The organism is Nostoc sp. LPT (genome assembly GCF_017115165.1).
Taxonomy (GTDB): domain Bacteria; phylum Cyanobacteriota; class Cyanobacteriia; order Cyanobacteriales; family Nostocaceae; genus Nostoc.
Genome location: NZ_JABXKF010000179.1, coordinates 70,429 through 96,769, shown reverse-complemented (window position 1 = coordinate 96,769; position 26,341 = coordinate 70,429). Strand labels below are relative to the sequence as shown.

26 protein-coding genes and 1 other RNA gene are annotated in these 26,341 nt (G+C 41.0%); 19 read left to right on the top strand and 8 right to left on the bottom strand.

Annotated features, from left to right (window positions below; translation table 11 throughout):
• Position 1: 1 nt before the first annotated feature.
• A complete protein-coding gene (locus tag HWQ58_RS35665; RefSeq protein WP_292873192.1) occupies positions 2 to 712 on the bottom strand; it encodes a Uma2 family endonuclease in 711 nt (236 codons plus the stop codon).
• Positions 713 to 903: 191 nt separating this feature from the next.
• Here HWQ58_RS35665 and HWQ58_RS35660 point away from each other — a divergent pair, with 191 nt between their 5' ends.
• On the top strand, positions 904 to 2,013 hold the full coding sequence (locus tag HWQ58_RS35660; RefSeq protein WP_292873190.1) for a hypothetical protein: 1,110 nt from the start codon (positions 904 to 906) through the stop codon (positions 2,011 to 2,013).
• 14 nt (positions 2,014 to 2,027) lie between these two features.
• A complete protein-coding gene (locus tag HWQ58_RS35655; RefSeq protein WP_292873188.1) occupies positions 2,028 to 2,489 on the top strand; it encodes a hypothetical protein in 462 nt (153 codons plus the stop codon).
• Between the two features lie 221 nt (positions 2,490 to 2,710).
• Here HWQ58_RS35655 and HWQ58_RS35650 read toward each other — a convergent pair whose 3' ends face one another.
• On the bottom strand, positions 2,711 to 5,122 hold the full coding sequence (locus HWQ58_RS35650; protein WP_292873186.1) for a tetratricopeptide repeat protein: 2,412 nt from the start codon (positions 5,120 to 5,122) through the stop codon (positions 2,711 to 2,713).
• Positions 5,123 to 5,411: 289 nt separating this feature from the next.
• Here HWQ58_RS35650 and HWQ58_RS35645 point away from each other — a divergent pair, with 289 nt between their 5' ends.
• On the top strand, positions 5,412 to 6,038 hold the full coding sequence (locus tag HWQ58_RS35645; RefSeq protein ID WP_292873184.1) for an SMI1/KNR4 family protein: 627 nt from the start codon (positions 5,412 to 5,414) through the stop codon (positions 6,036 to 6,038).
• A gap of 142 nt (positions 6,039 to 6,180) precedes the next feature.
• Entirely contained in the window at positions 6,181 to 6,882 is a 702-nt protein-coding gene (locus HWQ58_RS35640; RefSeq protein ID WP_292873182.1) for a Uma2 family endonuclease, read from the top strand.
• A 79-nt stretch (positions 6,883 to 6,961) separates the two neighbouring features.
• Here HWQ58_RS35640 and HWQ58_RS35635 read toward each other — a convergent pair whose 3' ends face one another.
• Together HWQ58_RS35635 and HWQ58_RS35630 are read right to left on the bottom strand one after the other, a co-directional pair.
• Positions 6,962 to 7,375, bottom strand: coding sequence for a putative toxin-antitoxin system toxin component, PIN family (locus HWQ58_RS35635; RefSeq protein WP_292873180.1), 414 nt, complete (start codon positions 7,373 to 7,375; stop codon positions 6,962 to 6,964).
• Positions 7,372 to 7,611, bottom strand: a complete 240-nt coding sequence (locus HWQ58_RS35630) for a hypothetical protein (protein ID WP_292873178.1) — start codon at positions 7,609 to 7,611, stop codon at positions 7,372 to 7,374. Before HWQ58_RS35630 ends, HWQ58_RS35635 begins: the two co-directional genes overlap by 4 nt.
• 252 nt (positions 7,612 to 7,863) lie before the next feature.
• On the opposite strand from HWQ58_RS35630, the gene HWQ58_RS35625 reads away from it, so the two are divergent.
• The 4 genes from HWQ58_RS35625 to HWQ58_RS35610 all read left to right on the top strand — a co-directional run bounded on the left by HWQ58_RS35625 (position 7,864) and on the right by HWQ58_RS35610 (position 12,826).
• Positions 7,864 to 8,799 carry a ferritin-like domain-containing protein gene (locus HWQ58_RS35625; RefSeq protein WP_292873176.1) on the top strand — a complete coding sequence of 312 codons (936 nt, stop codon included), beginning with the start codon at positions 7,864 to 7,866 and terminating at the stop codon, positions 8,797 to 8,799.
• A 23-nt stretch (positions 8,800 to 8,822) separates the two neighbouring features.
• On the top strand, positions 8,823 to 9,581 hold the full coding sequence (locus HWQ58_RS35620) for an isoprenyl transferase (protein ID WP_292873174.1): 759 nt from the start codon (positions 8,823 to 8,825) through the stop codon (positions 9,579 to 9,581).
• A gap of 264 nt (positions 9,582 to 9,845) precedes the next feature.
• Positions 9,846 to 10,358: a hypothetical protein gene (locus HWQ58_RS35615; RefSeq protein ID WP_292873240.1), complete on the top strand. Its 513-nt coding sequence runs from the start codon at positions 9,846 to 9,848 to the stop codon at positions 10,356 to 10,358.
• Positions 10,359 to 10,906: 548 nt separating this feature from the next.
• The gene (locus HWQ58_RS35610) at positions 10,907 to 12,826 is read left to right on the top strand and encodes an iron uptake porin (protein WP_292873238.1); all 1,920 of its coding nucleotides are present in this window, start codon (positions 10,907 to 10,909) and stop codon (positions 12,824 to 12,826) included.
• A 381-nt stretch (positions 12,827 to 13,207) separates the two neighbouring features.
• Here HWQ58_RS35610 and HWQ58_RS35605 read toward each other — a convergent pair whose 3' ends face one another.
• Complete coding sequence (locus tag HWQ58_RS35605) at positions 13,208 to 13,372, bottom strand: hypothetical protein (protein WP_292873172.1); 165 nt, start codon at positions 13,370 to 13,372, stop codon at positions 13,208 to 13,210.
• A gap of 368 nt (positions 13,373 to 13,740) precedes the next feature.
• The gene (gene trxA / locus HWQ58_RS35600) at positions 13,741 to 14,058 is read right to left on the bottom strand and encodes a thioredoxin (RefSeq protein ID WP_292873170.1); all 318 of its coding nucleotides are present in this window, start codon (positions 14,056 to 14,058) and stop codon (positions 13,741 to 13,743) included.
• A gap of 656 nt (positions 14,059 to 14,714) precedes the next feature.
• Here trxA and fabG point away from each other — a divergent pair.
• Both fabG and HWQ58_RS35590 read left to right on the top strand, forming a co-directional pair.
• Positions 14,715 to 15,461: a 3-oxoacyl-[acyl-carrier-protein] reductase gene (gene fabG / locus HWQ58_RS35595; protein WP_292873168.1), complete on the top strand. Its 747-nt coding sequence runs from the start codon at positions 14,715 to 14,717 to the stop codon at positions 15,459 to 15,461.
• Between the two features lie 401 nt (positions 15,462 to 15,862).
• Positions 15,863 to 16,120 (top strand): DUF4351 domain-containing protein, encoded by a 258-nt coding sequence (locus HWQ58_RS35590; RefSeq protein WP_292873166.1) that lies wholly within the window; start codon positions 15,863 to 15,865, stop codon positions 16,118 to 16,120.
• 62 nt (positions 16,121 to 16,182) lie between these two features.
• On the opposite strand, the gene HWQ58_RS35585 is transcribed toward HWQ58_RS35590, so the two are convergent.
• Positions 16,183 to 17,265: an MraY family glycosyltransferase gene (locus HWQ58_RS35585; protein ID WP_292873164.1), complete on the bottom strand. Its 1,083-nt coding sequence runs from the start codon at positions 17,263 to 17,265 to the stop codon at positions 16,183 to 16,185.
• Positions 17,266 to 17,423: 158 nt separating this feature from the next.
• Between HWQ58_RS35585 and groL the strand changes: the two genes are divergently transcribed.
• The 4 genes from groL (at position 17,424) to rnpB (ending at position 21,914) form a co-directional block, all read left to right on the top strand.
• A complete protein-coding gene (gene groL / locus HWQ58_RS35580) occupies positions 17,424 to 19,106 on the top strand; it encodes a chaperonin GroEL (protein ID WP_292873162.1) in 1,683 nt (560 codons plus the stop codon).
• 286 nt (positions 19,107 to 19,392) lie between these two features.
• Complete coding sequence (gene corA / locus HWQ58_RS35575) at positions 19,393 to 20,535, top strand: magnesium/cobalt transporter CorA (RefSeq protein WP_292873160.1); 1,143 nt, start codon at positions 19,393 to 19,395, stop codon at positions 20,533 to 20,535.
• Between the two features lie 208 nt (positions 20,536 to 20,743).
• Complete coding sequence (locus HWQ58_RS35570; protein WP_292873158.1) at positions 20,744 to 21,439, top strand: hypothetical protein; 696 nt, start codon at positions 20,744 to 20,746, stop codon at positions 21,437 to 21,439.
• Between the two features lie 46 nt (positions 21,440 to 21,485).
• Positions 21,486 to 21,914, top strand: an RNA gene (rnpB, locus tag HWQ58_RS35565) — RNase P RNA component class A.
• 99 nt (positions 21,915 to 22,013) lie between these two features.
• On the opposite strand, the gene HWQ58_RS35560 is transcribed toward rnpB, so the two are convergent.
• A complete protein-coding gene (locus tag HWQ58_RS35560) occupies positions 22,014 to 22,397 on the bottom strand; it encodes a hypothetical protein (RefSeq protein WP_292873156.1) in 384 nt (127 codons plus the stop codon).
• Between the two features lie 129 nt (positions 22,398 to 22,526).
• Here HWQ58_RS35560 and HWQ58_RS35555 point away from each other — a divergent pair, with 129 nt between their 5' ends.
• From HWQ58_RS35555 to HWQ58_RS35535, 5 genes are all read left to right on the top strand, one after another.
• The gene (locus HWQ58_RS35555; RefSeq protein ID WP_289798473.1) at positions 22,527 to 22,700 is read left to right on the top strand and encodes a hypothetical protein; all 174 of its coding nucleotides are present in this window, start codon (positions 22,527 to 22,529) and stop codon (positions 22,698 to 22,700) included.
• A 107-nt stretch (positions 22,701 to 22,807) separates the two neighbouring features.
• A complete protein-coding gene (rnc, locus tag HWQ58_RS35550) occupies positions 22,808 to 23,527 on the top strand; it encodes a ribonuclease III (protein ID WP_292873154.1) in 720 nt (239 codons plus the stop codon).
• A gap of 116 nt (positions 23,528 to 23,643) precedes the next feature.
• Positions 23,644 to 24,750, top strand: a complete 1,107-nt coding sequence (locus HWQ58_RS35545) for a Gfo/Idh/MocA family oxidoreductase (RefSeq protein ID WP_292873152.1) — start codon at positions 23,644 to 23,646, stop codon at positions 24,748 to 24,750.
• Between the two features lie 484 nt (positions 24,751 to 25,234).
• Positions 25,235 to 25,396, top strand: coding sequence for a hypothetical protein (locus HWQ58_RS35540; protein ID WP_292873150.1), 162 nt, complete (start codon positions 25,235 to 25,237; stop codon positions 25,394 to 25,396).
• 55 nt (positions 25,397 to 25,451) lie between these two features.
• Positions 25,452 to 25,892: a response regulator gene (locus HWQ58_RS35535; RefSeq protein WP_292873236.1), complete on the top strand. Its 441-nt coding sequence runs from the start codon at positions 25,452 to 25,454 to the stop codon at positions 25,890 to 25,892.
• Positions 25,893 to 26,341: the final 449 nt, after the last annotated feature.

Below are 26,341 nucleotides of genomic sequence, written 5' to 3'. Positions count from 1 at the left end.
TTTACTCTGGTAATTCACCAAATCTTTCCCGATAGCGAGCAAGCATGGACTCCATTTGGGCAAGTTGTTGCTCGGCTTGTTGACGCTGTTGCTGTTCTTGGTGTGCTACTTCTTCTAGCGTGGGTGTCAGTTGTCCATCAGGAGTGAAAAAGCGCAACTTCGATTGATAAACTCCCAAATATAACTGCAATTGCTGACTCCATAACCAACCTGCTTCATTTGCTTCTAGTTCTTGATAACGGCCATCTAATAAATGAAATCCTTTAAATTCTAAACTTACCGGGTCAAACCAAAAATAATCAGGAGTCCGCCAAATATCTTGATAGATTTCCTTTTTCAACCCTCTATCAGTAGCAGCTGTTTTGTCAGAAAGAATTTCTACAATCACATTTGGGTATTTGCCATCTTCTTCCCAAACTACCCAGCTTTTGCGTATTTTGCGTTGGGTATTTAAAACTACAAAGAAATCGGGGCCTCTAAATTGCTCAGACTTACGCTGACGCGGACTGTAATAAATCGTCATGTTACCGCAAGCGTAGAAATCTTGACGCTCCTGCCACAACCATTCTAAACATTGCATCAACAGCAGTATTTGCCGCAAGTTAACTTCTGTTTCCAAAGGTGGTTCATCACTGTATAAATCACCAGGAGGAAATATAACATGTTCTGATGTGTCTTCTAAAATTATTCCTAAATCTTGAGCAGAAGACATAATAATTTTTATTGTGACAAGATAAATCTAACTTAACCCAATTCATTCACCTTCAAAAGCGATCGCATTTTCATACATAAGTCTTGATTGCTGACACAGAATAATTTCTACTTAAGTCGATAGCGATCACCACTAGACAAATTGTATAATCTGTCTCAAAAATACGCCTTGTGAGTATGAGGTAGGGTGAGATGAGCGATCGCACCGTTCAGCGTAAGAAATCAGCCGCATCAACTTTTACGAATCCGTCGCTTGCCTCGCCAGATATTCCGACACTGGCGAATCCAATACGCGGCTTTGGTTCACAAATTGCCCCGCCCCAAACGATAATCAAGGTAGCACCAGACTTTCAAGAAGCCCAGTCTGCTGATGAGCAATTATCGGAATCAGAAGCCATCAAAGAAAAGCCCCTGAGTCACGACATTAGTCGTATATCCTTGCGTCGTCCACAGGCAAAACTCACAGTTGGAGAACCAACAGACCAGTATGAGCAGGAAGCCGATTGGATGGCAAATCGAGTCATGTCAATGCCAGCCCCTACTTTGCAACAGAAGATAATACCAGAGAAACACACTCAAGAGGAAGTGCAAACCAAGCCCTTCGCAGCTGCGATAACTCCCCTAGTACAAAGAGAAGCGATACCAGAGCAGGAAGAGGAAATACAAACTAAATCTCTGAACGCATCTATCCAATCTGAGTTAATTCAACCTACTGTTGATGAAAACTATACTCCAGCTGAAGAACTAAATTACACCCCTGCACCTGAAGAGTTTAACCACACTCCTGGTGAAGATGAAGCGGCAGATATAGGACGAGAAGCACTTCAAACAGTCGGTTACGAAAAGATCATAAAGACAGCTTTAGAAGCTGGTTTCTTAAGGGTAAAACAGAATAACGAAGAACCTGCGGCTGTTCAAGCTAAATTGCAAGCAACTCAAGATATAATCCTTCGACAAGCAGCAGAAGCTATTGCTTGGAATGTATTTACTAGATATGCTGTTGCTGCTGGTATTGCTTCACAGGTTGATTCACCAGCCCCTGGTCCAGGAGATGTTGTTGCCATTGGCATTCTCATCGTTGGACTTGCCGCAGCAGGATATATTCTCATGTCTTCAGGAGGTACGCCGAGGAATAATCAAGCTCAGAACAAGCAGTTTGCTGATGCTGTTCGTGAGATTCAAAAACGTATAGGTCGAAAACTTACTAAAGATGAGATACGTCGTCTACACGATAGCATCAGTGGTCAGGATTATGGCTATCATGACATAGTAGAAGAAGGCTTAAGAATGTTCCCAAGCTAAGGAAATATAAACGTATGAGTATTCAGGAAGTCCAACTAAAAGTCAATCCGTTATTGGGACAGAAAACTTGGGGTGTTTCTTTAGGATTTGGTAGCTTTCTAACTTTAGAGTTTGGTCAACCTTTACCACCAAGCAATGAACATCAAAAGATTCATGGAGAATGGCACTTATGGCTTTATAACTGTGTATGGCGATTAGAGGAAGAGGATAGAATTCTAGCAGCCTCCGGGGATGAACGAGATCAGCTTGAAACTGCAATTCATCGTTTAGACAATCTTACGTTGCAGTCTATTGATCTGCTACCCCCTGCCTGGGATGCAGTTTTTACCTTTGAACATCAGGTTGTCCTACGACTGTTTGCAATTTACTCTCAAAACTACGATCACTGGTTTCTCTATGCACCAGATGGTAACGTACTTTCTGTTGGTCCAGGGAGTTGTTGGTCTTATGGAAGTAGTACAGCAATTCCTGCTTGATATTGTGAAATGCGATCGCAATTCTCCATTCTTGCTAGATGACCGAATCTGGTAACAATAGCCAAGAAAGCCGATAAAAAATCTTCATCCTACTCTTGAAGAAGCGATGCCTGCGGCGCGCAATGCCAACGCCACTGAAAAAAAGGGCGAAAATAGAAGCATCGCTCTATAGACACTTAGGCTAATATTTATTTACAAAGCCGTCTACTAAATCAAAGATTTTACATCGTTTCCAATCTGCGAGTGGTAACACAGATTTGAGCAGCGCAGTTTAAAACTTTTTCAACTTGTTTTGGTGCTTTGATTTCAGTAAATAGCTGAATAGCTCGATTAAAATTTATTTGACTTTCATCAAGTGTTGCCATCTTTTGATTAGTTAAACCCAATTGAAAATAAGCTTCAGCCAGGTCACACTTTGCACCTATTTTATCCAAAAGTTCGATTGCTTCTGTCTGATTAACAAGAGCTAATGCAAAATCTGTTTGTTGTCGATGGATTTCTGCTAAACCATTGAGTGTTTTTGCTTTTACCTGCGTATAGTGACTTTCTTCAGCAAAAGTCAAAGCTTGATGGAATATCTGATTTGCCTGGTAAAATTCGCCCAAATTGACATAGGTTTGAGCTAAAATTTGCATGAAATAGACAAATCTTCCAGTCTGTTCTACCAATTTTTCGTTCGTAATATTTTGATAAGCTACATCTGCTAATGCAGACGAGGCATCATGCAAACCTAAATAAGAATACACCAAAGCTAAACAGACTGAAGCTTTCTCTGCCCAGCGATGATGCTCGGTGTTTTGAGCTAAGTAAATTACTTGTTGAAATAACTTTGCGGCTGCCTCTAGTTCCCACAAATCTATTTGATAAAGACCAATACTTAATAGAGAATCTACTTCTAGCATCCTTAGATAGTAAACTGTATGTTTATTTTCTGGCTGAGGTGCAAGTGATTTGAGTGCTTGGGTTGCCAGAGTAATAGTCTTTTTTTGACAGGCGATCGCTTGACTAATTTTACCTGTTATCCAATATAAATCGCCTAATATATTATAAAGTTCGCTGAGATTTTGGTCATCTTCCAGATTGTTAACAACTTGATTAATTGCCGCAAGTATCGGTTGAATTAAACCCATCCGATACAACGTACTCCCAAGAGGTAAAAACTGCTGCCATTGATTATTTCGGCTTTTTAAAATGACCTTACCCGCCAATTCAAATTCATGAATTTCTATGTAGTGATAATATGCTTCCAGAGCTTGCAAAGCATCCTTAAAGGTTTCAATTTGTTTAACACTAGTTGTCCAAAATTCTGCGGCTTTGTGGTTGGCAATTTCCCATTCATTGCTGGGGCGTAAACGTGCGATCGCCTCTGCACGAATCACCGGATGCAACCAGTATTCACCTTTGTCGCACTCCACTAAAGACCGATTTCTCAACGAGGCGATAATTTGGCGATGTTGCTCAGATGGGACATCCCAAAGTAAATAAAACAACCCTTGAGATGGAATGGTGGGTATATCTTGGTAACGATAACATCCCAAACGGCAAAGTAAGCGATATGCTTGGGGGTCGAGGGCTTGCAGACGATTGATTTGACTAACGGCTAAATTTTTTAAGTCCGTTGCTGCTAAAGGATCGGCATGATTTTCTTGCCAATAAAGAACCATGTCACCGTCGAAATCCTCCAGAATCGAACCACAGAGAATTCCCATTGCTTTAGCATTACCGCCATAAGTACGATGGATGATTTGCAAAGTTGGTGAGTTGATAGCTAATCCCCGGTTGCTAAAAAACTGTTGCCATGCGCTTTCATCTAAGCCAGGAAGCCGATAGTGATTCACATTTAGCCCAGGTTCACAAAGGCGATCGCGACTGGTAATCAAGGTAACAGATTGCACTCTAGCATCAGCCAATACCCGTAATAGTTCTACATAGTTGTGGTGAGAAGCAATCAACCCACCTTGTCGATCTAATGCAGGTTCGAGATTGTCAATTAACACCCCAATCCGGCGATTGTGGAGTTCGCGCTTGAGTCGTCCCAATGTAACCCCAAATTCTACCCCAGGTTCTCGATCAAAATCTTGTTTGAGCCATTCCTCTACTACTCGTTCGGCGGGGGTGATATTTTGCGTTTCCTTCGCCATCAGCAGTTCTAAAACCAAGTCAAACCCCTGAGTTTGGAGATATTGCTGCGCTAGAGTAGTTTTTCCTAAACCGCCTTCACCTTGGATGACAATCACTTTCGAGCCTTGATTTACCAAAGTATTCAGGTGAGCGATCGCTTCTGTTCGTCCAATAAAATTGGTATCCTCTAATTTTGGGGTGGGATGTGGCGATCGCGAGTAATCAATCAGACTTGATGATATGGCAGTAGTTTTTCTCAGAACTCGCTCCAAAGTAGCGCGACAATTACTTTTGGTAATCTTTTCTCGCAATACTTTAGAAAGTAACTTCCATAACTCAGAACCAGCATCCTTGGCGTGTCCTTCCGTACAACCGTAAGAATGAGCGATATCCAAGTATTTTCTACCCAACCAAACTTGCACAAGAATCACTTTTTGCAAATCGCTCAACCGTTCCCCAGTCTGAGGGGGAATTATGGCGTCTAACCATGCTAATGCTGCTTGGGCGTCCATTGTGTAACGAAGAGGTAGGTCAGATTTTAAGGACAACTATAAATCAATCTACAGTTATGTTGCTGAAGTTTTCGGATAAGATTCTGTAAATCCGACTTTTTTCCCGACTTTTCCGACCTTGGCTGGAAGCCTCCAGCTAAACTGATAAAACCTATGCAAGATGGGCTAAACCCTTCTAAGCATCACCATGCCAAAATAGGAAAGAAGTTGCACAATTGGTGTTAAAAAACCTACAAAATTGTTCTGTAAATAGACTAGATTCTTTAGTTTGGGAAAATTTGAGCGTAAAATGTCAGAACTAACTGAAGGACTAAAACGAATTCATACATGGTTTACAGAAAATAGACCTGAGCAAATTTCTTGTCTAGCTCCAGGACTTTCGCGTGAAGATATTGAACAAAGTACTAGATTTCTGTCATTTAAATTACCTGAAGAGGTTTATGAACTGTATCAATGGCGTAATGGTTCATCAGGATATAACTTCCTATTTGAAAATTATGAATTTATGTCTTTGAATGCAGCTGTAAGTGCTTACCATGAGCAAATGGGTGAAATTCGCTATCATGAGCGTGAAGAAGCATACTGGTTTGAACATAGTTTCCCTATTTTCCAGCTTTGGTGTAACGGCGGTGTTTTGTATACAGTTGTGCCTAATGCACAGAGAAATAGCATCATACGCATATACGACTCAGAATGTAATGACTATTCATTGCGTTACCACAATTTGACTAACCTAATTTTGCATGGAGCAGATTGGTATGAAGCAGCTTACTTTGTGGAAAAAGAAAAAGCTTGGGATATTATAAATGAAGAAATGAACTGTTTGCTTGATGTCAAATATATGGCAAGAGATTATCTCGCAAATTCAATTACCCGAAAAAGAGCAGCAGTTTCAAGAATATGCCAGGACATATAATCAGCGTTACATTAATGGCGATATCTCATCATCGAACGCATAAAGCCTTTGAGATAAATTTAATCCTCGGCGATCGCATTCTGCCCTCTGCCTTTCTTGATAAAATAAAACTCATTAGGTCACTCCAGCACCATCATTACTTATGGTGAAATCAGACCCCCGCCAATTGCCTAGCAGTGCTGAACTTCCTTGTTCAGACGATACCCCTGTGGATAACGAAGACCAGAACTTTATTCCCAATTTGCTTCTCTTTTTGCTGCAATACATTTGGGCAAACCGTAATGACTGGTTTTTCAGTGTGGATATGGGCGTTTACCATACCACAGGGGTTAGTCCACTTGTGCCGATTGTACCAGACGGATTTTTGAGCTTAGGTGTAGAACGCCACAAGGCGGATAAATCCCGTAAAAGCTATGTTGTTTGGGAAGAAAACAACATTGTGCCTATCTTGGCTTTAGAAATTGTTTCCTTAACTCCGGGTGGAGAATACGACAAAAAATTAGACATCTATGCTAAGTTAGGGGTACTGTACTACATTATTTATAATCCAGAGTATTGGCAAAGAGACCGCCATCAACCTTTTGAAGTTTATCGCTTAGTAGATGGTAACTATCAATTGCAAATTGGTGAACCCTTTTGGATGCCAGAAATTGGTTTGGGAATTGGTAGAGGGCAATACGTATCTGGTAATATCCAGCGTCAGGTTTTGTATTGGTATGACCAACAAGGAAAGCGCTATCAAACTCCAGAAGAAGTTGAGCAGCAAACTCGCCAGCAGTTAGAATTAGTGCAACAACAACTTGAGCGTTACCGTCAGCAATTTGGGGAACTGCCAGAAGCGTAAGGGGCGATTGTTCATATTTGTTATTAACAATAGATTAGCCCTCACCTATAAATTTAAGATGAGGGCTGACAATTGAAGCTTATTCCCTCACATCACAAACTAACCTTTTAAATAAAGACAGAGAAATAATAGTTGTATTTAACAAAGTTTGCGCTTCATTAAAATCAGCATCACCCGTAATAAAAAAATCTGCTCCTGCGGCAATAGCACAAGCTAAAAACTTTGCATCTTTCCTATCTCTGGGGAAATCAACCTCCACATCCACATCAATTAGTGTTGTAACTGAATCAATTAAATAAACCCATCTTTCGTATTGTGCCTTAGTTAATTTTAAACGAGGACGCTTTAAAACTTCCTTATATTCTGCGATAATCTCTGCCGATACAACCCACTCAAAAGCAGAATTAGCAATCACAAATAAAATTACTGCCTCTGGATTTTTATCAGCTATAGCAGCAGAGACTACGATATTAGTATCAATAATAACTTTCATTCTCCCCGTCTATAAGCTTCAATCTCTGCTGCTATTTCTTCATCAGTCAAGGGATTATCTGCGTGTATCCCTTGTATTTCTTTGAATAATTTTTTTAATTCTTCTGCTAAAGTAATCCTTTGATTATCGTCTGTCAAAATAATCACCTCAACTCTTTGTCCGGCTTTAAATGGTAAATCAGATAATACTAACTGCTTTGGATCTGCAATAGTGATATATGTTTTATAAGCGTTCATGATTTATCCTGTTACTCAACTTTTATCTACCCTTGTTCTAACAATTTCGCTACATTCTCTGCAATTCTCTTTTCTAACTTTGTAAAGTCGTCTTAGAAAGGCGAAGTTTGAAACCCAAATTTTCTATAACCAACTTTTTCCCCGACTTTTGCAACCCTATCACATAAAACTGCCGACTTCAGCCGACTGACAAAAGCAAGTACGATCGCTTAGGCTTATTGGGCATAGAGATAAAAATTTAAGTATAAAAATATGCTTAACACCCTCAGCCCAATTGCAGAAGACTTAGCAGGTAAAAGCTATCCTATTCCTCATTACTTGCAAACACAGCAGCGCATTCGTTCCCTTATAGACAAATATCTTGCAGTTGAAAAACTACACGAGCGTCTGCAAGATTTACCGTTACAGTTTGCCAATCCCCAACCGCGTCCCTGGAAACTCATCGACTGGCAAACAATTAACCGTAATCAAATTATCGGCTTAGACACAGAGGTATTTTTATCTATATTGATCGGTGCGATGGATACAGAAGCTCCCATTCGCGGCTATACCCAAACCAGTCGCCAGTATTTGGAAAAATTGCATCCTCAGATGGCTCGGTTTGTTGGTGGAACTGTCAGTGAAAATGGTGAACTGCTAGAACTTGGTTTGTGGGAAAAGGAAGAACGTCAGCACACACCTGCATTAATCAAAATCTACACCCAATTAACAGGCGAGAAAATTACCCCCAAACTTCGTACTGTTAGAAGCTATCTCCCCACAGATGACGCCAAAGAAGACTTATATCACCACGGCTTACACCGCATTGCCACAGAATACGGTGCTACCTGTCTTTATATTTGGCTCATGGCTCACACTACTGGCGCACTCCAGGATGTTTTAGAGGAACTAGCACAGGATGAAATCAACCACATGACCAAATTCTGGGGGTTTGGGGTCTGGACTTTCCCTGATACTGGGTTGATGCGAATTGGACGGACGCTAATCAAAACGCGATCGCCAAACTATCAACGCAACAACCTCATGCGTACTTTACGCCGCATGATGGGTACTCTCAACTGGAATGCTTGGTCATTAACCAACAAAATAACTCTCCTCTTCACCTTCACTTACACAATGCATCGCTTGTGGAGTTGGAACAATAGCCTCACACCAGACTATCTGCAAAATTTATTTGAAACTAATTAGTCAAAACAAAGGACAAATGACAAATGACAAATGACAAATCAAAATTACCCACTGATTTAAACCCTCAAAAAATCCCCCAACATATCGCCGTCATCATGGATGGTAACGGACGATGGGCAAGCAGTCGAGGATTACCGCGCATCGCTGGACATCGCCAAGGAGCAAAGACACTCAAAGAACTATTGCGTTGCTGTAAAAATTGGGGAATCAAAGCGTTGACAGCCTACGCTTTCTCAACAGAAAATTGGCAACGTCCCGTTGAAGAAGTGGATTTTCTGATGCATTTGTTTGAGCGATTACTACGCCGCGAGTTAGCTCAGATGCATCAAGAAGGAGTACGAATCTCGTTTATTGGAGATTTATCGGCTTTACCCAAGTCTCTACAGACAGAAATGGAACGTTCAATGATAGAGACATTGAACAATCAAGCAATCCACTTTACGGTTGCAGTCAATTACGGTAGCCGCAACGAAATTACCAAAGTTTGCCGTCAAGTAGCTCAACTCGTGGAACAAGGCGAACTCAGTGCCCAAGAAGTGAATGAAACTCTTCTAGAACAACACCTCTACACAGCAGATACTCCAGAACCCGATTTGCTGATTCGTACCAGTGGTGAGATGCGATTGAGTAATTTTCTTTTGTGGCAAATGGCGTATACAGAGATGTATTTCACCGATATTCTTTGGCCAGATTTTAATCGAGAAGCATTTCATCAAGCTTTGTTGAGCTACCAAAATCGCGATCGCCGTTTTGGTCAAGTTAAAGCTTCATTATCAGCTTAGTGTACCAAACACCAAACATCGCGTGAAGAAGGCAGGAGGCAGAGGGCAATATTCCTTCTGCCTTCTGCCTTCTGCCTTTATTGATAAAGTAAAAGCACCCATACTACCACGATGGTATATGAGCGCTCACAAATAAAACATTATCGAGGATAATCTATCTGCTATGACAGACCGAAGTAACTATAAGAATAGCAGGCACTGGGTAAATAAACTGCAAGGGTAGTTACAAATGTTTTGTTAAAAATATTACTTACCGGAAATGTGATGCTTGATTTAGGCAAAATCCAATCGATTGCAAAATCATATTCTCCTCAAGAACTCTTTGCTGCTTTGGTTTGGCAGCGTCGGTTCAATGAGTTTGATGGCGAAGAAGTGATTACTGACCTTTCCAACCACAGAAATCTATGGTCAAGCTTTCTGTTCACAAAACCAATCTTTGCACCAGATGAAAACGGTTTAAGCTTTGGTGGTATGGTCGATACCCTACTTGCAATGGCAAATTATCGTCCCATGCCTGAAACCAGCATCATCCATTTCATTGCCTATCCTGCCGATACACTATACATCCTTGCAGAGAACCAAGACACAAAAGTGTCAGAGCTTTTAGACTTGGGCAAAAAATGGCGAGCTGATTCAGTAGAGGTAAGTGATGGCACGAATGAAGATTATGGTTCGCGGCTGAAGCGCCGACTAAGAACTCGATTAGAAGGGGCCCTATCAGGTGAAGATGTTCACCGATATTCTGATGCGGTCATTGTTTGTTATTGGTGGGATTGAATACTTGAAATATCTCAATCAGAGAAATCGTGGACTACAATATGCTGTTTTCTTCTTGCTCTTAGCCTACACCCAAATTAAGCAGCGATCGCAGCCTGTTGATTTTTTTTGAGTAAATTATTCTTTGTTAGATATTGAGTCGCTGATGTCGGCTCAATACTATATTCAGTATCACAAAATTAGACTTTTGTAATTATTATTTTGTCAATATAGCAATTATTTTTTATATTTGAACAGAGAAAATTTGAAATGCTTATGAATCAAGCATTTTACGTAATGTATTGTTAAAAAACCATTTAGGATTCCTATCGTAATTATAAAAACTATCAATATGATGTATTGTTAATTCTTTCCAAAAATAGTATTTACTAGAATTTAATACTTGCGATATAAGCTGATGTTTTGGGAAGTTAATTCAGAAAAAAACCTGATATCCAAAATTTAAAGTAAACAAGATTCTCTTGCTAAATCTACTTTAAATTTACTTATCAATCCATTTTAAAATCGCAATGAATTTTTCCACTATTTTATAGGTGTTGGGAGTCATGATGGCAAAATATCTACTAGCTTTTGCTAGTGGGATGGGATTTTTATGTTTAATTGTCGGGTTATCACCTGTGCAAGCCCTTCCTAGTTTAAAAATTGCAGATAAAAACGTAGCTGTTAATCAAAATGACGGCAGCTATGAAAAGAATTATTCTCATCAAAGCAATTTAACAAATAATCTTTCCAGTAAATTGCTGATAGCTAATGAAACTCAAAAAAACTTACCCTCAGTCAATCAACAGCAAAAAATTCAAGATATAGGAGTAAATTCTGCTGTTAACTTGTCGCAGCCAATCACACCACAACCTGCAAGTTTATCTTCAACCTCATACAAACTTGCACAAGTAACATCCGTATCCCAGTTGTCTGATGTACAGCCGACTGATTGGGCTTTTCAGGCACTCCAATCTTTAGTCGAGCGCTATGGTTGTATCGCAGGTTATCCCAATCAAACCTATCGCGGTAATCGGGCGATGACTCGCTATGAATTTGCTGCTGGCTTAAATGCTTGTTTAGACCGAATCAACGAACTGATTGCGACTGCAACTGGTGATTTGGTCAATAAACAAGATTTAGCCACCTTGCAGAAACTACAAGAACAATTTGCGGCGGAATTGGCAACATTGCGGGGTCGAGTAGATGCTGTAGAAGCTCGCACAGCAGAACTAGAAGCAAATCGGTTTTCTACTACGACCAAACTTAATGGAGAGGCAATTATTGCTGGTATTGGTGCTACTGGTGGCGCTCCTAATGACAGTGACCCGAACATTATCCTAGTCAATAGAGTACGGTTAAATCTCACCACTAGCTTTACTGGTAAAGATTCATTAATTACTGGATTGCAAGCCTATAACTTTTTGGGTGGAGCCGATGGACAGGGTAGCCTGCAACAAGGTTTAGGATTAGCTTCGCCACTTTTGAGTGCAAGTAGCGCTCGTACCAGTTTTGAGCCGCAATTTCCGGGGTTAAATGTCAATACTTTGTCGGGTGTTGGCGCAAACAGTATTCAGGTTTACAAATTGCTGTATGTCTTTCCCGTCGCTAATAAATTAACCTTGTTTGCGGGAACTGCGGCAGAGACATCAGATGCTTTCCCAGTAATTACGCCTTTTTATGGTGAAGGACAAGAGTCAATTTCTCGTTTTGGCAACTTGAATCCTGTGCTACGGGTTTCTGGTGGAACTTCGGGTACTGGTTTAGCATCAGCGGCGGGATTTATTTTTAACATTTCGCCAAATTTTGATTTAAGAGCTTTATACGGCAGTGTAAATGCCAATTTACCGGAAAAATCTGCTAATGAAGCAGTACCAGGAGTTTCTACTACACCTTTGGGAGCAGGTTTATTTAGTGGTAGTAGTATTATTGCCACACAGTTAACCTTCAAGCCAAGTCCTGCTTTGGATATTGGTTTAAACTATGCCCACAGTTATCACGAAATCAATATTTTGGCTACAGGATTAGTTAGTAGTGATATCGGTGCTTTATCAGGAGTTGCAGTTGGAACACCGCTCACACTCAACTCTGTTGGCGGTACGGTAACATGGCGATTGTCTCCCAAAATAGCATTATCTGGCTACGGTGCAGCAATATTTGTTGATGCTGCTTCCAATGCCGTGGATGCTTCCACCACCTTTACAAGTTGGATGGCGGGAATTCACTTTAAAGATTTATTCAAGTCAGGAAACACAGCCGGGATTCTTTTTGGTCAGCCGCTTTTTCGTAGTGATACTGGTGGTGCTGCTCAACTTACGCCTACAGGCGACAATCGGGCGACTCCTTACCATTTAGAAGCTTATTACCGCCTTCAAGTTAGCGATAATATCAGCATTACCCCTGGTGCGTTTGTTCTCTTTAACCCAGAAGGTAACAGCAACAATGAGACTACGACTGTAGGTGTACTTCGGACTACTTTCACATTTTAAGAGATAGGAAGTAGGCAGTTAAAATCCCCCAAGAAATTGGGGGATTTTGAGATTGGATAACAAAGTTCACAGTAGACCTCTTGCATAAATCAACCATCAAAAACCCCACCCCGATGCTTTGGCTGTCCATTAGTCACATCTTTAAAAGGAGTGTTGAGGATAAAATAATGACTAATAAATACGTAGAAATTTGGTAGATGTTTATTGAATAATATTGTTTGGTTTTTGACAAAAATATAGTCGCATTGCCCAAAATCTGTTATGCAAAACTAGTGCGATGTCTATGGTGGTGACTGAGCTTACCGAATAGCGGAAGTGCGGGCTAGATTAAAAATAAACTGTGTCGGTGTAGCTCATCGTAGATATCGCTCCACAGATAACCTAATTATTTCTTCTACCTGATTTAGCAGTTTGATTTGAAAGGTGGTGTTTTTGTATAACCCGCTCAATCTGGCAAGTCACCGCATCTATTCTATTTTTAACCTTATCAAAATCAATATTCGCCCAAATATATGATTTCTCAGGTCTTTGCTGCTTTCCTTTCATATATGGTTTTACTTGTCAATATATTTTGTTATATCTATACAATATAGTCTTCTCAATTTCTAAACTACTTTCTGTAGATATATAAGTAGATATGCTTAAGATTTGCTTAAGGTTTTATCGCAATCCGATTTGATTTTTAAACTTATTTGCGTGGTACTCAAAGTACAGCGCAAGCGCCAGAGGCAGGGAGTAGGGAATCAGCCTTAATTATACAGAGTTTTTTCACGCAATTAAATAGGAGTCCTATAGCTTTTAGAAGTTCAACCAAACAGTGATTTGATTAATATGGCGCACATTATTATCTATCTATTGAAAGAGACGCGATATTTCGCGCCTCTAAGAACCAAAATTAAAATTCTAAGGTTAGCTTAAATCTTTGTTTGTAGATATTGCACCAACTGCGGTGCTTGCATCACTCCTTCTATCCGCTCTACAGGCTTACCCTGCTTAAACAATACTAAGGTTGGGAGAGAAGCAATTTGATACTCAGTAGCCAAATCTGTGTATTTTTCTGTGTCGATTTTGACAATCCGTAAACGCTCCTTAAGTTGGGCATTGACTTGCTCTAAAATTGGCACCATCATTTGACAGGGGCCACACCAGTCAGCGTAAAAATCTACTAATACAGGTACATCAGAAGCAGACAGCATATCTTCAAAACTGTTAAATTGCTTTTTCGTTGCCATGTGACACACACCGATTTTCAATTGTTTGTTTCAATAGTAGTTCTTAGAAAATAAAATCGGTATAGGTTCATGGGTTTTTGTTGGTAAAAGATTAGATTAGTTAATATAAGATGATTTCCCAGCCAAAAATCTTAAATAATTATAATAAAACACGTATATTATTTTAAGTTGTGCATTTGGATTAAATATATATTTAAACCTATCCTGACCAGCCAAATAATTATAGAGGCTTTCACAAGAGTGATGTCTACGAAAGGTGTAGATGCAACACTTTCTAGTCTATCCAGTCAGGCGAATATATTACTTAAAGTTATCGATCCATTCACAGAGAAATAACTATAAATATTTAATTATAGGAAAACGTTAATTCGTGTTAATTGAGTTATGTAGTAATCCTATTTAATTTGTGAAAATTGCAACCCGCAGATTCCCGATAACTTTTATGAAGTCGGGGGTCTTGTTTCTGCGCGTTTGATTCAGATAGCTATATCTAGCTAAATACGACGTATAACTTGATCTATTAGCTATCTAAATTTGTAGCATGAGAGCAAGATTGTCATCCCGCAAGAGTTAGATATTATTTAGACAATATTCAGATGTTCCCGAAATCATCATAAGATAATTAGCGCGGTATTTCTAAGATTGAGGAATATTAAATGACGCTATTACAAGATAAAGTCGCAATTGTCACAGGTGCATCAAGAGGAATTGGCCGAGCGATCGCAATTGAATTAGCCTCACAAGGAGCGATCGCAGTTGTCAATTATGCCAGTTCAAGTGCCGCAGCTGAAGCAGTTGTTACAGAAATTACAGATGCGGGAGGTGAGGCGATTGCTATCCAAGCTGACGTTTCTAAAAGCGATCGAGTAGAGGCACTAGTTAACGCCGTCATCGAAAAGTTCAGTCGCGTGGATATTTTGGTCAATAACGCAGGTATTACCCGCGATACCCTGCTTTTGCGTTTGAAGCCAGAAGATTGGCAAGCTGTCATAGACCTGAATCTAACCGGTGTTTTCTTATGTACACGCGCAGTCAGTAAAATCATGCTCAAACAGCGATCGGGACGGATTATCAACATTACCTCTGTTGCTGGGCAAATCGGCAACCCAGGTCAGTCCAACTACAGCGCTGCTAAAGCAGGTGTAATCGGCTTCACCAAAAGCGTTGCCAAAGAACTTGCTACTCGCGGGATCACCGTTAACGCCGTCGCCCCTGGATTTATCACCACCGACATGACCAGCAATCTCAACAACCCCGAAGATATTCTCAAATACATCCCACTCGGTCGCTTCGGTCAGCCTGAAGAAATCGCTGGGATGGTGCGCTTCCTCGCCGCCGACCCCGCCGCAGCCTACATCACCGGACAAGTTTTTAACGTCGATGGCGGCATGGTAATGGCGTAAGTAGAGACGCGATTCATCGCGTCTACAGCAATTTTCGTAGGGTGTGTTACGCTTTCGGCGTAACGCACCGATTTTATTTCAGGTAGTTCACTCTTGTAAATCGAGTTTTCAACTTCAAAATCGAGTTTTGCACTTCTAAATCAAGTTTTCAACTTCAAAATCGAGTTTTCAACTTCTAAACTAACTTCACAGCTTGTAAACCTCTTATTATCAACGAATTTTTGCAAATATACGCGAATTTATCCTGTAGGCTAATCTTAATGCTCTAAAGCTAATAGAATTGGGCAACTGTTTAGCTAAATGCCTACCAAGCAATCTAGGTTGACTTGAGTAGTAGTAACGCAACAGGAAATTTCAGACAATGAAAACTGCCACGTACTAGTTGTCAGGAGTTGATCAGAATGTTTGGACTTGATAATTTTGATATCAAAACTACCAGAATTTATGAGGAAGTCCGTGATCAAGTTAGGCAAGAACAGACCCTAGAAGTAGTTATGCGTCTGCTGCGACGACGCATTGGCAATTTGAGTCAGCAATTGCAAGACCGCATCACTCAGTTATCTATTGAACAGCTTGAAAATCTAGCCGAGGCACTGTTGGATTTTTCCACAGAAGGAGATTTAGTTGCTTGGTTGCAAGATAATTTAACTCAAGCTTGAATTTTTGATGGACTGAATAAACCATAGTAGGGCCAGCATTACAATGCCTACCCTACAAGTAACTAAGGCTGTTGGCGTATCCTTTGCCAGACTGTAAAGCCCAAAAGCAGGATAATACTACTGGCGGTTATCAGCATCACAGCCAAACTCATACCTTGTATTCTCATCGCTAGCAAGTTGAAAACTAAGGTAATTGACCAAAGGGTAAACGCAGCATTGCGCTGGGAGAGTCCCCAAGCAAGTAAGCGGTGGTGCAGATGGTCTTTGCCAGGAGTACTTAGAGGGTTATTTCCTGCTAGTAGCCGCCGCACAAATACTTGAGTAGTGTCTAGTACCGGCAATAATAGAAATAAAACCGTGGGAATTAGTGCATAAACTGTGTTTTGTTGCAGTTTGCCTAAAATACTAGTTGCTGCTAGGACATAGCCAAAAAAGTATGCTCCGGCATCACCCATAATAATTCGTGATGGATGGAAATTATGGCGCAAAAATCCCAGTGCAGCACCTCCCAATGCTGCCAATACCAAGATTGCCGCTGCACGATTGTTAAATTGAGCTGCAACGCCCAACAAACTCATGGCGGTAATAAAGCTAATTCCTCCTGCCAAACCATCCATACCATCCATCAAGTTGATGGCGTTGGTAATCCCTACTACCCATAGTACTGTTAGTAACATGGACAGAAGCGAATCGATGGGAGTGCCAAACAGGACTTTGACGCTGATGCCATTAGCTACCAGTAACAGTGCCGTGACAATTTGTGCCCACAATCGCACAGAGGGCGGTAAGCCAAACTGATCGTCAATAAAGCCCACAAGGACTAATATCGAACCCCCCAACAGAATAGTGAGTACCTGAGCCAATACGTTTTGGAGTTCGATCGGCCGTAAAAGGCTAGCTAATACCAGCGCGGCAATCACACCCGCGTAGATAGCCAGCCCCCCAGCATTGGGTAAAGGTTCTCGGTTGAGTCGCCGGGCGTTGGGTTGGTCAGCCCAACCTACCCGCAGGGCGAATTTGCGTACTGTCGGAATTAAACGCCAAGTTACAAGCCAAGCCAAGAGGAACGTAAATACTACTGCCAACCAGCCGGTGCCGCTAGGGTCGGCAATACCAAGGGACTTAAGGGAGTTGTCTAGATTCATCTCCCAATTCAAGCATTACTGCCAGTATCTAATATGAGCATCACCTGTATATTAATCAATTTTTTTTATTTCCATTTGTAACTTGAGCCGCTTGAGAGATTAGCACTCTGGCGCTGTGAGTGCTAAATTGTCTAATGGAAGCGCTGGAGAAATAAAACATGGCGAAAATTATTGCATTTGACGAGGAATCGCGGCGATCTCTAGAAAGGGGTGTTAACGCCCTTGCGGATGCCGTAAAAATCACCTTGGGGCCCAAAGGTCGTAATGTCCTTTTAGAGAAAAAATTTGGCGCACCTCAAATTGTCAACGATGGTATCACTGTTGCCAAGGAAATTGAATTAGAAGATCCTTTGGAAAATACTGGTGCAAGACTCATCCAGGAAGTGGCCTCAAAAACTAAAGATGTCGCTGGGGATGGTACAACCACCGCCACAGTATTAGCACAAGCCTTGATTCGAGAAGGTTTGAAGAACGTCGCGGCGGGTAGTAACCCTGTTAGCTTGAGACGCGGGATCGACAAAACTATTGAGGCATTGGTACTGGAAATTGCCAGGGTAGCCAAGCCCATAGAAGGAAGTGCGATCGCTCAAGTTGCCACTGTCTCTGCTGGTAACGATGAAGAAGTTGGCCAAATGTTAGCTCAAGCAATGGAAAAAGTCACCAAAGATGGTGTAATTACCGTTGAAGAATCCAAATCCCTAACCACCGAACTAGAAGTAGTTGAGGGGATGCAGATTGACAGGGGTTATATTTCTCCCTACTTTGTCACCAACAACGAACGGCAAATCGTCGAATTTGAAAACGCCCGAATCTTGGTTACTGACAAAAAAATCAGCAGCATCCAAGATTTAGTGCCGATTTTAGAAAAAGTTGCCCGTTCTGGTCAGCCTTTGCTAATTATTGCTGAGGATGTCGAAGGTGATGCTTTGGCAACTTTGGTGGTGAACAAAGCGCGGGGTGTACTAGCGGTGGCTGGGATTAAAGCGCCTGGGTTTGGCGATCGCCGCAAAGCTTTGTTAGAAGATATTGCTATTCTCACCGATGGACAGTTGATTTCTGAAGAAATCGGCTTAAGCTTGGATACCGCTGCTCTAGAAGCGCTGGGAACTGCCCGCAAAATCACCATTGACAAAGAAACCACCACAATTGTCGCTGGCAGTGTCACCAAGCCAGAAGTACAAAAGCGGATTGGTCAAATTCGCAGACAGTTGGAAGAAACTGATTCTGACTACGATAAAGAAAAACTCCAAGAACGCATCGCCAAGCTTGCTGGCGGCGTGGCAGTGATTAAAGTGGGTGCGGCAACCGAAACCGAACTCAAAGACCGTAAATTGCGGATTGAAGACGCGCTGAATGCTACTAAAGCTGCTGTGGAAGAAGGTATTGTTCCTGGTGGTGGAACAACCTTAATTCACTTAGCTAAGGCGGTAGAAGCAATCAAAAATACCTTACAAAATGACGAAGAAAGAATTGGGGCTGATATTGTTGAACGAGCGCTAGAAGCCCCCTTGCGCCAAATAGCAGACAACGCTGGTGCTGAAGGTTCTGTAATCGTCTCGAAAGTCCGGGATAGCGACTTCAACATTGGCTACAACGCCGCTACTGGCGAATTTGAAGACTTGATTGCTGCTGGTATTATTGACCCTGCCAAGGTCGTGCGTTCAGCTTTGCAAAACGCTGGTTCCATTGCTGGTTTGGTCTTAACCACCGAAGCGATCGTTGTTGAAAAGCCAGAGAAGAAATCTGCTGCTCCTGCCCCTGACATGGGCGGCATGGGTGGCATGGGTGGCATGGGCGGCATGGGCGGCATGGGCGGCATGGGCGGCATGGGCATGTTCTAACTTCTGCTGACCCAGATAAATATTTTTTAAACAGTTTGTCTTGCCAAGGCAAACTGTTTTTTGTAGCATTGCTCATTTACAGGCAATATGTTATACCAATTCGTAATTCGTCAGATTAAATCTGGCTGACGATCAAATTAGCAACCTAAATAATTGCCTAATTTAGAAATTACCGTCTTTATATTAATATTTGTAAAACAACGTGTAAGTTATCCTTATGTCCTTTGTTATTTACTAATGACAAATGACCAATGACCAATGACAAATTACTATTAGGTAATATTGCATGGCACGAAAACTACGTAGCTTTCCTAAAATAGTTCCCAAGCTTTATGAAGACGAGTTCCATCACCAACCAGGGACTATACCTGGAACCATTTTTATTGATGCAGATGCTCCACCACCAGTAATTTTTTTGATTGACTATAACCAAACCAATTTCATCCGCAAACAAATAGAAACTCCAGAGGAGTGTGTCCCCTATCTGGAGGCGGAATCGATTTCTTGGGTAGACGTACAAGGCTTAGGTAGTCAAGACATATTACAACGATTGGGTAAGGTTTTTAAGTTACACCCTCTAGTTTTAGAAGATGTAGTCAATGTACCAGAGCGTCCCAAAACAGAGGATTATGAAGATCAATTGCTTTTCATTGCCCGGATGGTAGTACCAAAGGAAAGAACATGTGGTTTTTATAGCGAGCAAGTGAGTTTGATATTGGGAAAAAATTATTTGCTGACAGTACAAGAAGAACCAGAACATGATTGTTTTGAAGGAGTGCGATCGCGAATTGAAAAAAATAAAGGTCTTATCCGCAAACAGGGAGCGGATTATTTAGCTTACGCCCTGTTAGATGCAATTATTGATGGCTTTTTTCCAGTGCTGGAGCTTTATGGAGAGCGAATTGAAGAGTTAGAAGAGGAGGTAATAGTCAGACCTACTCCACAAACACTACAAAATATTTATCAAATTAGGCGAGAATTACTGCAACTACGTCGTGCTATCTGGCCTCAGCGAGATGCAATTAATTCCTTAATTCGAGATGATCCCGATTTGATTTGTGAAGAGGTGCGAATCTACCTGCGAGATTGTTATGACCATACAGTGCAAGTGATGGATATGGTAGAAACTTATCGAGAACTAGCGTCTGGATTAATGGATGTGTACCTTTCGGCAGTGAGTAATAAAATGAACGAAATCATGAAGGTACTAACGATAGTTTCAACAATTTTTATTCCACTGACTTTTATTGCCGGAATATATGGTATGAATTTCAATACTGAAAAATCGCCATATAATATGCCTGAATTGAATTGGTATTGGGGCTATCCACTTTGCTGGGCAGTGATGTTAGCGATCGCATTTAGTTTGCTATTCTTTTTTTGGCGACGAGGCTGGCTGCAAAATTCTGTAGAAATTAAGCGCAATTAAAAATTGTAGTAAGGATTCAGCACCCAGGAGTCAGGAGTCATAATTTATAAGGAATCTAGAATAATTAGTATATTTATTCATCAAATGTTCCTTCTGATTTTTTAACTATTCTGAATCTTGAATTCTGACTCCTGAATTCTTACAAATTGTAGATTAGCGACAAGTCAAATATACATTTATTAGCACCGGGAGTTAAGATTTTTGATTTATGAGGAGTAGCGACCAGAATTTAGTAGTTTTGACGATTTATATTATCGGTGTTTCTTATGTTTTCAACCGCATGATTGAATCCATCGATGACCAAGTTAAATTTGAGTTTAAAAAAGGAATCGTTGACGAGCAACTCAAAGAACAAAATCTCGACGATAAAATTGGAATTTCCTTTAAACTCAAACCCTCATACCCAATTGACGATTTGAAAGATTTAGGAATTAGTATTGAAAATAAATCGGATAATGTTGCCGTATACGTTGACTGGGATAACAGTTCTTTAGTAGTTGAACATAGTAAGCAATCGCGCCGCGTAATTCGGAAATCACCAGACTTAACCCGCGACTTAGCAGTACCCCAAAGTCCTAGCTTGATTGCTCCCAAGAAAACACTTTCTGAAACAGTGACAGCAGAAGATGTTTTCGAGCGCGATCAAGTAGCTGGAACCTATTCAGCAAAAAAACCACTAATTGATATCAATGGGCTACAAAAAGGACAAAAAAAGTTGTATAACGACTTTATTAGTAGAAAAAAAGAGTTGGATTTTTCCCTGCAATTAGTGCTTAGGATATCTGAAGTGCGTTTAGGTCTAGCCCCAGGTGGCGATTTTCCTCCCATTAGTATTATCAATTGTCCTTTCACAGTCAGGAAACTACCTTGGACTTACGCTCTACCTTGGAATAAAAAAAAGTAATAACCTGTCAACCCCTTCTGTCAACCGGGTACACTGGATCTAAGGAGAGAGTAGGTGCAGGCGGTTGCAGATCAGTCATAGTTACTGATTTGAGGAAAGTCCGGACTCCCGAAAGACCAAACTTGCTGGATAACGTCCAGTGCGAGTAATCGTGAGGATAGTGCCACAGAAAGATACCGCCAAAACCAGTGTTGAGCAATGAGTGCTGAGTGCTGAGTAAAGAAAACTTAGCACTCAGCACTCAGCACTCACAACTGTTTTGGTAAGGGTGCAAAGGTGCGGTAAGAGCGCACCAGCAGTATCGAGAGGTGCTGGCTCGGTAAACCCCGGTTGGGAGCAAGGCGATAGGAACTACGGTTGGTCTTTTACCAGTTCCGCTCAATGAGAGCCGCTTGAGGCGTTTGGTAACAGGCGTCCCAGATAGATAACTGCCCTCGCAAGAGAACAGAACCCGGCTTATGTCCTGCTCTCTCCCCTGCAATGGAGTATAAACCTTTGACGGTTTGTACTCCATTATTTTTGTACGGATTTTGTGCGTAAGCGAAGCTCGTCGTAGACATCGCTAATTGATCATCTAAAGCATTCCCAGGATCTCTAATGCTGTATCCAGATGCCATTTAACCCGATAGAGTCCAAACAGTTTCTCTTGACTGTAACGTGCTGGGTACTCTAGTTTCCTTCCCTCCATTGTTACCTTGAGTAATGCTGACTGCTCTGGTGTCGGTGTTCCCATAGCTTCTAGCGTTGCTTCTAGCGCTTCTACTTGAGAGAATATCGGAGACTTTAATCCTTTATTTTCTGATACTTGCTTGCAAGCTACAACAGGAAAAGTCAGGAGTGCGTTAATGTAGGATGCTTTATCAGCAGGGTTTCCTATTGCTTGGATGCCGTACTGTATCAAACATAAATCGCGTAACGCTCTCAAGCTTTTAACTTCTAATTCTGTGCGTGTAAACATAAAATAGAGTTACCTCTTGTAAAAGTGGGAATCGGTGGTGAACTAGTTTGCAAGACACGAACACCACCGATATTAAAGTCTATTCCGTTGTTAACATCGACTTCAAGCTATATTTACGTTTCTATATAAATGGCTAAAGCTAAGGGTAAACCTGAAAATTTTGGAAACCAACCAAGTAAGGAATTAACTGAACAATTGAATTTTCGTGTCACCAAGGAAATGAAGCAAGAAGTAAAAGCTAAGGACGATCCTCCTGAATTTTGTCGTCAAGCTATCCAAGAGAAGCTAGATAGAGAGAAGTAGCGAAAAGTTGCTAGATTAATAGTCCAAGAACTTTAGGGATATAAGATAGATAACTAGTTGCCTTCCCCTGCCCCCCTGCCCCCCTGCCCACTTCCCCTTATCACGTAATGCCCGTTGCTTATCCACGCCGTCAGCGGCAACTCGAAAGTTTAGTCCAAAAATTTGGTTTGTCGCTAGAAGCACCTATAAAGTGGGAACTGCTGGATTTAGCGCTAACTCATCCCACTGTCTCTGATTCGGCAAATTATGAACAGCTGGAGTTTGTTGGCGATGCAGTGGTGCGCCTGGTGTCGGCTGTTGTGTTATGGGAAAATTATCCCGATTGTCCGGTGGGGGATTTTGCGGCAATTCGTTCGGTGTTGGTGAGCGATCGCATCCTCGCCCAATTGGCCAGAGTTTATGGTTTGGAGCTATACTTACTAGTTGCTGGCAGTGCTACCGCTGATAAAGTTGGTCTAGAGTCACGACTGGCAGATGCCTTTGAAGCGGTTTTAGGTGCGCTTTACTTAAGTACTCAAAATCTGGAATTGATTCGCTCTTGGTTAGATCCCCACTTCCACCAACTAGCCACAGAAATTCGCCTCGATCCTGCCAGACTTAATTACAAAGCTGCTCTCCAAGAATGGACTCAGGCGCAATTTAAAGTTTTACCAGAGTATCGGGTTGTGGAAGTTACTCAACCGCATCGCAATCAAGAACGTTTCATGGCTGAAGTGTGGCTGCATGGAAACATGCTAGGAGTTGGTAAAGGACGCTCAATCAAAACCGCAGAACAAGCAGCAGCTAAGGTAGCTTTTTTAGCAATTCCCAAACCGCAAATACCCTGAGCTTAAAAGAAGGGCAATTAGTCGATAATCAGTTGATTGTCAGTGGTCATTTGTCCCTCGTCCTTTGTATACAAATGACAAATGACAAATGACAAATGACAAATGACAAATGACAAATGACAAATAAAATTAATATTGCTGTCATCGGAGTTGGGCGTTGGGGAGTGCATCTGCTGCGGAATTTCTTAGCACATCCCCAAGTAAATGTAGTTGCTGTAGTAGACCCCCATCCAGAACGATTAGCGGCGATAAAGCAGCAGTTTAACTTAGATGAAAATGTACTATTAACAACCCAGTGGCAATATTTAAAAACAGTGCCAGGATTAACAGGAGTGGCGATCGCAACTCCTGCTACCACCCACTATGCTTTCATTAAAGACGCTCTCCAACAGGGATATCATGTTTTGGCAGAAAAACCTCTAACTCTCAATCCAGCAGAATGTCGGGAACTTTGTAATTTAGCAGAGCAGCATCATTTAATACTGATGGTTGACCATACTTATTTATTTCACCCAGCAGTTGAGCGAGGAAAAATTGTAGTACAAGCAGGTAAATTAGGTGATTTACGCTATGGCTACGCCACCCGCACCCATTTAGGCCCTGTCCGGCAAGATGTTGATGCGCTATGGGACTTAGCCATTCACGATATTGCGATATTTAACGCTTGGCTAGATCAAATTCCTGTGAAAGTACAAGCAACGGGTACAGTGTGGCTACAGGGAGCAGGAGAGCAGGGGGAGATGAGGGAGCCAATTACTATTTATTCCCCCTCATCTTCCTCATCTTCCTCATCTTCCTCATCCCCCTCATCCCAAGGACTAGCTGACTTAGTATGGCTAACACTGACATACCCAGATGGCTTTCAAGCTTATATTCACTTGTGCTGGCTGAATCCTGATAAACAGCGACGGCTGGGGATTGTGGGCAGCCTTGGCAGCTTGATTTTTGATGAAATGTCACTATCATCACCTCTAACCCTTCTGAATGGGGAGTTTGAACAGCAGGGCAATCAATTTATTCCTGTGAATCAAAGGCAGATAGTGCTGGAATTAGAAACAGGCGAACCATTGCAGCGGGTTTGCTCCTGCTTTGTTGTCTCTATTCTCAACAATACTCCCTCAAAGGTTTCATCTGGCTGGGTAGGCACTGAGTTAGTAGAAATTCTTGCTGCTCTAACAGTATCTCTTCAGCAAGACGGCAAACCTATTTTTCTTGACCCGTAATTTTCCCTAGAGAATTCAAATTGATCGCACTTGTTACACTAATCTATCAATATCCACCACAGAAGGCTGGATGAATTCTTCTTGGTCAATAAATTCTGCCGATGGATTAGTACCAATCTCGCACCAGCTTGTAGTTTCGTGCCATCTGCATCTGACTGATTTTATTTGATCTTTGGCTCTAGTTTTATAAACTCAGTAAATCATTCATCTTTAGCAACCAGCTTTTGTACGTTTCCCAACAAACGGTATCATAAACTACTATTTTTTGGCGCTCACAGAACTTTTCGGTCTACTCAATGTTGATAGCAGTAGTTACTGATCATTGTCATAATTGAAATGTTTTTATGTCATAAAATTTATTACTATAATTTATACATCTTATACAAATTATACGCTATTCAAACATTTATTCAAACATCAAGTTTAACAACAGGATGTTATAGTCAACATTGTTAATAAAATTTCTGCTTAGTATATAAAATAAATGGTTAATATTGGCGATGTTGCAATGAAAACTAGTACTTTTAGTATACTAGTTGCTGCAATCAAAGCTGCTAAGGGAGTAGATACTTTCAAAGGTAATACTCATTCAGCGTTTTTGTACCTGGTAATGACACGTTTACTGAACTTCAAGCAAGCACAATAGATGCACTGCTTAAGGACATTCCAAAGCTCAATAAAATCTCAATTTTGTAACTGTGATGTATCTAAATAGTAGATTGACTACTAATCCTTCATTTCTACAAGGACTACGAGTACTCCTTGTAGATAATGATGTAAATTTCTGCAATTCGCTGACGCCGATGTTGCAATCCTATGGTGTGAACGTGCAAGCGGCATTTTTAAAAGAGCAAGCTCTGGAAATATTTGTGGAATGGCAACCTGATGTCCTCTTGAATGGTATTTCCTCGCCAAAGGAAGATGGTTATGCTCTGATTCACCAAGTGAGAACACTTACGGGAGAGCGAGGCAAAGTAGTGCCAGCGATCGCTCTGACAGGCACTGTAACTGAAGATATGTATCAACATGCTCTCTTAGCTGGGTTTAGTCTATGCTTTGCTAAACCCATAGTTATTGATGATTTCGTTGCTGTACTTGGCATTTTAGCAATTGCCAATAATCCTCATTTGCGCTCATGCTAACTAGCTCTAATTCATGTTTTAGATATAGTAGTCTAAGTTTTGATAAGTAATGATATGGGTCATTTATTGGTGGGTCTCATTATTTTGGAAACGCTACTAATGAACTTGATAAACGATAGGATTAATCTCATGATTTATAAAGTGTATGTTTCAACTCAATTAGTTTTGCTCTTAAGTAGCGGAATTCTTGGTATTGGATTTATTCTAGCTTCCTACTTGTTGGCAGTGACTTGGATTTAGGAAACTTAAATTATTTATAAGTGAGATTTTGGGAAGATTAGCTCAAATATAAAACTGCTAAATTCCCAAAATATTGAAGTTTCAAAGGGAGTTATCCAATGTTAACTCTGGAGATATTAAAAACTTCATTTTCAAGTTAAAATTTAGTTAATTGTCCTCTCTTATCTATAAATAATTTAGTGAGTCACCGAAAGACGACAAAGAAGCCC

Excerpts from the sequence above, each read along its gene's own strand:
- HWQ58_RS35620 (WP_292873174.1), top strand. The coding sequence starts at position 8,823 with ATGACAAATGACAAATCAAAATTACCCACTGATTTAAACCCTCAAAAA.
- HWQ58_RS35590 (WP_292873166.1), top strand. The coding sequence starts at position 15,863 with ATGTTTGGACTTGATAATTTTGATATCAAAACTACCAGAATTTATGAG.
- HWQ58_RS35540 (WP_292873150.1), top strand. The coding sequence starts at position 25,235 with ATGGTTAATATTGGCGATGTTGCAATGAAAACTAGTACTTTTAGTATA.
- HWQ58_RS35560 (WP_292873156.1), bottom strand. The coding sequence starts at position 22,397 with ATGTTTACACGCACAGAATTAGAAGTTAAAAGCTTGAGAGCGTTACGC.
- HWQ58_RS35660 (WP_292873190.1), top strand. The coding sequence starts at position 904 with ATGAGCGATCGCACCGTTCAGCGTAAGAAATCAGCCGCATCAACTTTT.
- rnc (WP_292873154.1), top strand. The coding sequence starts at position 22,808 with ATGCCCGTTGCTTATCCACGCCGTCAGCGGCAACTCGAAAGTTTAGTC.
- HWQ58_RS35570 (WP_292873158.1), top strand. The coding sequence starts at position 20,744 with ATGAGGAGTAGCGACCAGAATTTAGTAGTTTTGACGATTTATATTATC.
- corA (WP_292873160.1), top strand. The coding sequence starts at position 19,393 with ATGGCACGAAAACTACGTAGCTTTCCTAAAATAGTTCCCAAGCTTTAT.
- groL (WP_292873162.1), top strand. The coding sequence starts at position 17,424 with ATGGCGAAAATTATTGCATTTGACGAGGAATCGCGGCGATCTCTAGAA.
- HWQ58_RS35655 (WP_292873188.1), top strand. The coding sequence starts at position 2,028 with ATGAGTATTCAGGAAGTCCAACTAAAAGTCAATCCGTTATTGGGACAG.
- HWQ58_RS35650 (WP_292873186.1), bottom strand. The coding sequence starts at position 5,122 with ATGGACGCCCAAGCAGCATTAGCATGGTTAGACGCCATAATTCCCCCT.
- HWQ58_RS35615 (WP_292873240.1), top strand. The coding sequence starts at position 9,846 with ATGCTTGATTTAGGCAAAATCCAATCGATTGCAAAATCATATTCTCCT.
- HWQ58_RS35635 (WP_292873180.1), bottom strand. The coding sequence starts at position 7,375 with ATGAAAGTTATTATTGATACTAATATCGTAGTCTCTGCTGCTATAGCT.
- HWQ58_RS35535 (WP_292873236.1), top strand. The coding sequence starts at position 25,452 with ATGTATCTAAATAGTAGATTGACTACTAATCCTTCATTTCTACAAGGA.
- HWQ58_RS35610 (WP_292873238.1), top strand. The coding sequence starts at position 10,907 with ATGGCAAAATATCTACTAGCTTTTGCTAGTGGGATGGGATTTTTATGT.
- HWQ58_RS35640 (WP_292873182.1), top strand. The coding sequence starts at position 6,181 with ATGGTGAAATCAGACCCCCGCCAATTGCCTAGCAGTGCTGAACTTCCT.
- HWQ58_RS35625 (WP_292873176.1), top strand. The coding sequence starts at position 7,864 with ATGCTTAACACCCTCAGCCCAATTGCAGAAGACTTAGCAGGTAAAAGC.
- trxA (WP_292873170.1), bottom strand. The coding sequence starts at position 14,058 with ATGGCAACGAAAAAGCAATTTAACAGTTTTGAAGATATGCTGTCTGCT.
- HWQ58_RS35555 (WP_289798473.1), top strand. The coding sequence starts at position 22,527 with ATGGCTAAAGCTAAGGGTAAACCTGAAAATTTTGGAAACCAACCAAGT.
- HWQ58_RS35585 (WP_292873164.1), bottom strand. The coding sequence starts at position 17,265 with ATGAATCTAGACAACTCCCTTAAGTCCCTTGGTATTGCCGACCCTAGC.
- fabG (WP_292873168.1), top strand. The coding sequence starts at position 14,715 with ATGACGCTATTACAAGATAAAGTCGCAATTGTCACAGGTGCATCAAGA.
- HWQ58_RS35545 (WP_292873152.1), top strand. The coding sequence starts at position 23,644 with ATGACAAATAAAATTAATATTGCTGTCATCGGAGTTGGGCGTTGGGGA.
- HWQ58_RS35630 (WP_292873178.1), bottom strand. The coding sequence starts at position 7,611 with ATGAACGCTTATAAAACATATATCACTATTGCAGATCCAAAGCAGTTA.
- HWQ58_RS35645 (WP_292873184.1), top strand. The coding sequence starts at position 5,412 with ATGTCAGAACTAACTGAAGGACTAAAACGAATTCATACATGGTTTACA.
- HWQ58_RS35605 (WP_292873172.1), bottom strand. The coding sequence starts at position 13,372 with ATGAAAGGAAAGCAGCAAAGACCTGAGAAATCATATATTTGGGCGAAT.
- HWQ58_RS35665 (WP_292873192.1), bottom strand. The coding sequence starts at position 712 with ATGTCTTCTGCTCAAGATTTAGGAATAATTTTAGAAGACACATCAGAA.